Origin of the sequence: Kitasatospora putterlickiae (assembly GCF_039527695.1) — a bacterium.
Taxonomy (GTDB): domain Bacteria; phylum Actinomycetota; class Actinomycetes; order Streptomycetales; family Streptomycetaceae; genus Kitasatospora; species Kitasatospora putterlickiae.
In genome coordinates this window covers 2825-7551 of the sequence record NZ_BAAAKJ010000151.1, presented here as the reverse complement: position 1 = coordinate 7551, position 4727 = coordinate 2825, and the positions used below count along the sequence as shown (strand labels likewise).

Annotated in this window: 4 protein-coding genes; all 4 read left to right on the top strand. The window is 75.9% G+C overall.

Features of this window, described 5'->3' with window-relative positions:
• The first annotated feature begins 80 nt into the window (after positions 1 to 80).
• From ABD308_RS15685 to ABD308_RS15670, 4 genes are read left to right on the top strand one after another with little or no spacing between them, the layout of a single operon-like run.
• The gene (locus tag ABD308_RS15685) at positions 81 to 1034 is read left to right on the top strand and encodes a DUF6895 family protein (RefSeq protein WP_344333981.1); all 954 of its coding nucleotides are present in this window, start codon (positions 81 to 83) and stop codon (positions 1032 to 1034) included.
• A complete protein-coding gene (locus ABD308_RS15680; protein ID WP_344333979.1) occupies positions 1031 to 2224 on the top strand; it encodes a radical SAM protein in 1194 nt (397 codons plus the stop codon). Before ABD308_RS15685 ends, ABD308_RS15680 begins: the two co-directional genes overlap by 4 nt.
• Positions 2221 to 3252 (top strand): DUF6895 family protein, encoded by a 1032-nt coding sequence (locus tag ABD308_RS15675; RefSeq protein ID WP_344333978.1) that lies wholly within the window; start codon positions 2221 to 2223, stop codon positions 3250 to 3252. Before ABD308_RS15680 ends, ABD308_RS15675 begins: the two co-directional genes overlap by 4 nt.
• Complete coding sequence (locus ABD308_RS15670; protein ID WP_344333976.1) at positions 3249 to 4673, top strand: MFS transporter; 1425 nt, start codon at positions 3249 to 3251, stop codon at positions 4671 to 4673. Before ABD308_RS15675 ends, ABD308_RS15670 begins: the two co-directional genes overlap by 4 nt.
• Positions 4674 to 4727: the final 54 nt, after the last annotated feature.

Sequence of the window (4727 nt, the reverse complement as noted above, 5' to 3'; positions counted from 1 at the left end):
GCCGAGCGCACCGCCCGACGGCCCGCCCGGAACCCCGCCCGACAGCCCGCCCCGGCGGCCGCAACCTCAAGGGAGTAACCATGGGTACTCGACCAGCCGGCCCGGACCTCGCGGCCGTCACGGGCCTCTCGGCGGGAGCGCGGCGGTGGATCGGGCGGAACTGCGGTTACCTCGACGATCCGTCAGGCCGGGAGGAGCTGCCGGTGACCCCCCGGGTCAAGGCGCTGCTGCAACTCGCCCTGCTGCGCCGCGCCTGGGCGAAGGCCGAGCCGGAGGACCCCGACCTGGCCGGGGTCGCCGCCACCGTCGACCGGGTCTGGCGCAGTCCCGACCACCCGCGTCTGCTCACCGCCGAGCCGCGCTACGCCCGGCAGTTCCAGCTGATGTACGGGGCACTCGCCCCCGCCGGCCTCGCCGCCGGAGGGCCGCACCGCGCGGCCCTCGCCGAGGCGACGGCGGGCGACTTCCTGACCCCGCGCCGCAAGTCGCCCTTCCTGCACCTGGAGACCCGCTACTACGCCGAACTCGCCGGTGTGCCGCACCGGTTGGCCGACTACCCGGAGCTGTACCGGATCAGCCGGCTGGCCGCCCACACCGACGAGCGGCCGATCGCCGAGCTGGACGTGTGCAACGTGACCCACACCGTCTTCCACCTCGCCGACTTCGGCTTCCGCGCCCCCGGCCTGGACGGCGCCGACCTCGCGCACGCCCGCGACCGGGTCCACCGCCTCACCGAGGAGTGCGTCCGGCGCGGCGAGTGGGACCTCACCGCCAAGCTCGTGCTCGCCCAGTACTGCCTGGGCCTCGACCCGTTGAGCACCCCCTCCGGCGCGGCCGGCCTGCGGCTGCTCGCCGAGGTGCAGACCCCCGACGGCGCCCTCCCCGGCCGCTCCGCCACCGACCGGGCGGCCGCGGACGCGAACCCCGTCGCGTTCTTCCGCGCCTCCTACCAGTCCACCCTGGTCGTGGCGCTGGCCACGGTGGTCCTGCTGCACCGCGCCCCCGCCGAGCCCGCGCTGGGAGGTGCCCGGTGAGCCCGGCGACGACCGCCGCCGGGAGCGGCGCCCGACTGCTCCAGGGCGAGCGGAACTGGTGGTTCCTCGGCCCCGGCGGCGGCCTCGCCCGACTGCGCCCGGGCCAGCTGACCGAGGACGGCGCGCTGCGCCCCGGCACCGAACGCCGGCTGCGCGAACACGGACTGCTGACCGTCCCGGCGCCGCGCAGCTACGCGCTGACCGTCCTCACCAGCACCCACTGCAACCTCGGCTGCGGCTACTGCTTCCAGAACACCGGCCAGGACGCGGACGGCGGCAGCCGCCCGCCCCGGATCGCCCGCACCCGCCTGACCTCGCGGACCATCACCGACATCCTCGACTTCACCGAGCGCCGGATGGCCGCCGCCGGCCTGGAGCAGCTGCGGATCCTGCTGTTCGGCGGCGAGCCGCTGCTCAACCCGCGCGGCTGCCTGGAACTGCTGGAACGGGCCGCCGACCGCGGCCTCGCCTCCGCCTGGATGATCTCCAACGCCACCCTGCTCACCCCCGCGCTCGCCGGGCGACTGGCCGAACGCGGACTGCGCTCCGTCCAGGTCACCTTCGACGGCGACCGCCCCGACCACGACCGGATCCGGATCCGGCGCGCCGAGGGCGGCGGGACCTTCGACGCCATCGTCGGCAACCTCGTCGGCGCCTCCGCGGCCTCCCCGCTGCGCTGGCAGCTGCGGGTCAACGTCTCCCAGGAGACCTGCCAGGGCGTGGACGCGCTGATCGACCGGCTCGCCGGCTCCCTCGACCCGGGCCGCTGCACGCTCTACTTCGCCCAGGTCGGCGACGTCGGCGTCGGCTACGGCAACGACCTGCGGCACACCCGCGAACTGTCCGACCGGTTCAGCCGCTGGCAGCGCCGGGCGCTCGACCTCGGCTTCACCGTCGCCCGCCCGCAGGCCCACCGGCCGTGCGCCACCTGCGGCCACGGCGACGGCCGCTACGGCGCCGTGGTCAGCGCCGACGGCACCCTCGCGAGCTGCTGGGAGACGGCGGGCAGGCCGGACTGGGAGGTCGGCACCGTGACCGGCGGCTACCTGCCGGCCGCGCTCACCCGGGACCGCTGGGTCGGCTGCGAGGACCTCTACCGGCGCGAGGACGACCGCGGCACCCTCGCCGCCTTCCACGACACGGTGGACGCCGCGCTGCTCGACTACCTGGACGAGACGGGGCGCCTGTGACCACGGCATCCGGACTCGACCGCGCCCACGACCTGCGACGGCTCTCCGCCGGCGCCCTCGGCTGGCTGGGCCGCAACCTCGACCACTTCGACCCGTTCACGAGCCGGGGCCGGACGCCGGAGCGGTCGGCCGCCGAACCCGGCGGCGCGCACCGTCCGGCCAAGGCCGCGCTGGAACTCGCCCTGCTCGCCCACTGCTGGACCCGCCTCGACGAGGGCGCCGACCCCCGCCGCACCGAGGCCACAGCCCGGGTCCGCGCCATCTGGCGGCACCCCGGCCTGCCGGGCCTGCTCACCGCCGAGCCGCGCGCCGCCGCCCAGTACCGGCTCGCCTGCGCCGCCCTGGCCCCCGCCGGGACGGAGGACGCGCCGTTCCGGGCCGACCTCGCCCTGCTCACCCCGGCCGACCTCTCCCCGGCCGGGCGCTCGCCCTACCAGCGCCTGGAACTGCGCTACTACGCCGACAAGGCCGGGGTGCCGCACACCGTCGAGCCCTTCGCGGAGCTCGCCGGCCGCAACGTCCTCGTGGAACTTCCCCCCACCGCGCTCGCCCGCGCGGCGCGCCGTGACCGCCGGGACGCCCGCGCCGACCGGGCGGAGGACGCCGCCCGCCCCGACGAACCGCCGGTCACCGTGCCCGAGGCGTACGCGCTCACCCACTCCAGCTTCTTCCTCAGCGACTTCGCCCGCACCGGCCCCGGACTGCCCGAGGACGCGGTGGCCGACGCGGCGGCCCTGGTCGCCCGGCTGCTCGACCACTGCGTCCGGCACGACTGGTGGGACCTCGCCGCCGAACTCGTGATGACCCAGGTCTGCCTCGGCCTGGACGCCCTGGGCACGCCCGAGGGCGCCGCCGCCGTCGAGCGCCTGGCCCTCGTCCAGCGCCCCGACGGCTCCCTGCCCGGACGCTCCGCCGCCACCCGCGCGAGCGCCACCGACCCGCCCGCCGCGTACTTCGCCACGGCGTACCACACCACCCTGGTGACCGCCCTGATGACGCTGCTGCTCGGAACGGCGGACGCCGGATGAGCGCCCTCGCCAGGCTCCGGCCGACCCTCATCAGCCCGACCTACAGCCGTCTCTGGTTCGGCCAGGCCGTCTCCTCCGTCGGCGACGCGGTGTTCAGCACCACGCTCGTCCTGTGGGTGGCCACCGTGCTGGCCGAGGGCCGCTCCTGGGGGCCGCAGGCGGTCAGCGGCGTCGTGCTCGCGACCAGCGTCGCCGTGATGTTCGTCGGTCCGCTCGCGGGCGTCTTCGTCGACCGCTGGGACAAGCGCGCCACCATGCTCGGCACCGAGGTGCTGCGCGGCGTGCTGGTGGCGGGGCTGACCGCCGTCTCCTTCGTGCCGGTCGAGGACCTGCCGGCGGGCGTCTGGCTCGCCCTCATCTACCTCACCGTGCTGCTCCTCAACGCGGCCGGCCAGTTCTTCACGCCCGCCCGGTTCTCCATCATCGCGGAACTGGTCACCGACGAGGCCGACCGCGCCCGGGCGGCGGGCCTCGCCCAGGCGACCGGGCAGACCGCCTGGATCATCGGCCCGCCGCTCGCCGCGCCGCTGCTGTTCGCGGTCGGTCTGCAGTGGGCGCTGCTGTTCAACGCGCTCTCCTACCTGGTCTCCTACGTCGCCATCCGGGGCGCGGACCTGACGCCCGTCGCCCCGGCCGCCCCGAAGCCGGCCGGCACGGCGGCGAAGGCCGCCGAACGGCCCGGCCTGTTCAAGGACTTCACCGCCGGACTGCGCTTCTTCGGCCGCAACCGCTTCCTGGTCGCCCTGCTGCTGCTCACCGTGATCGCCCAACTCGGCACGGGCGCGCTCAGCACCCTGAACGTCTTCTTCGCCACCCGGAACCTGGACGTCTCCGCCGAGCTGTACGGCTACCTGGGCATGGCGACGGGCATCGGCGGGATCGCCGGCGCGCTCGCCGCCGGGCGCGTGGTGCAGTGGATCGGCGCCCGGCGGACCACCTGGATCGGGCTGATGGCCAGCGGCGCCCTGCTGGTGCTGTACTCGCGGCAGACCGGCTTCCCGGGCGCGGTGGCCCTGCTGTTCGTCTTCATCGTGCCGATCACCATGCTGAACACCGCCATGGCGCCGCTGCTGCTGGCCGCCACCCCGCAGGAGTTCCGGGGCCGGGTGGTCTCGGTGTTCTACCCGGTCACCCGGATGGCGGCGATGCTGACGGCGGTGCTCTCCGGCTGGCTGGCGGGCAGCGGACTGCGGGACTTCTCGGGCTCGGCGGCCGGGCTGCGGTTCGGGCCGATCGACACCGTCTTCGCGGTGTCCGGCCTGCTGATCGTGCTCGCCGGCGTCTACGCCCGGATCGCGCTGCCCGCCGTCACGGCCCCGGCCCCGGCCCCGAAGGCCGCCGATCGCGCGGAGCCTGCTGAGCGCGAGGGGCCCGCCGAGTCCGCCGAGTCCGCCGAGCCGACCCTGGAGGGCCGGCCGTGAGCTGCGCCGCGTGCGGACACCGCACCGCCGAGGCGGACCGGTTCTGCGCCGGCT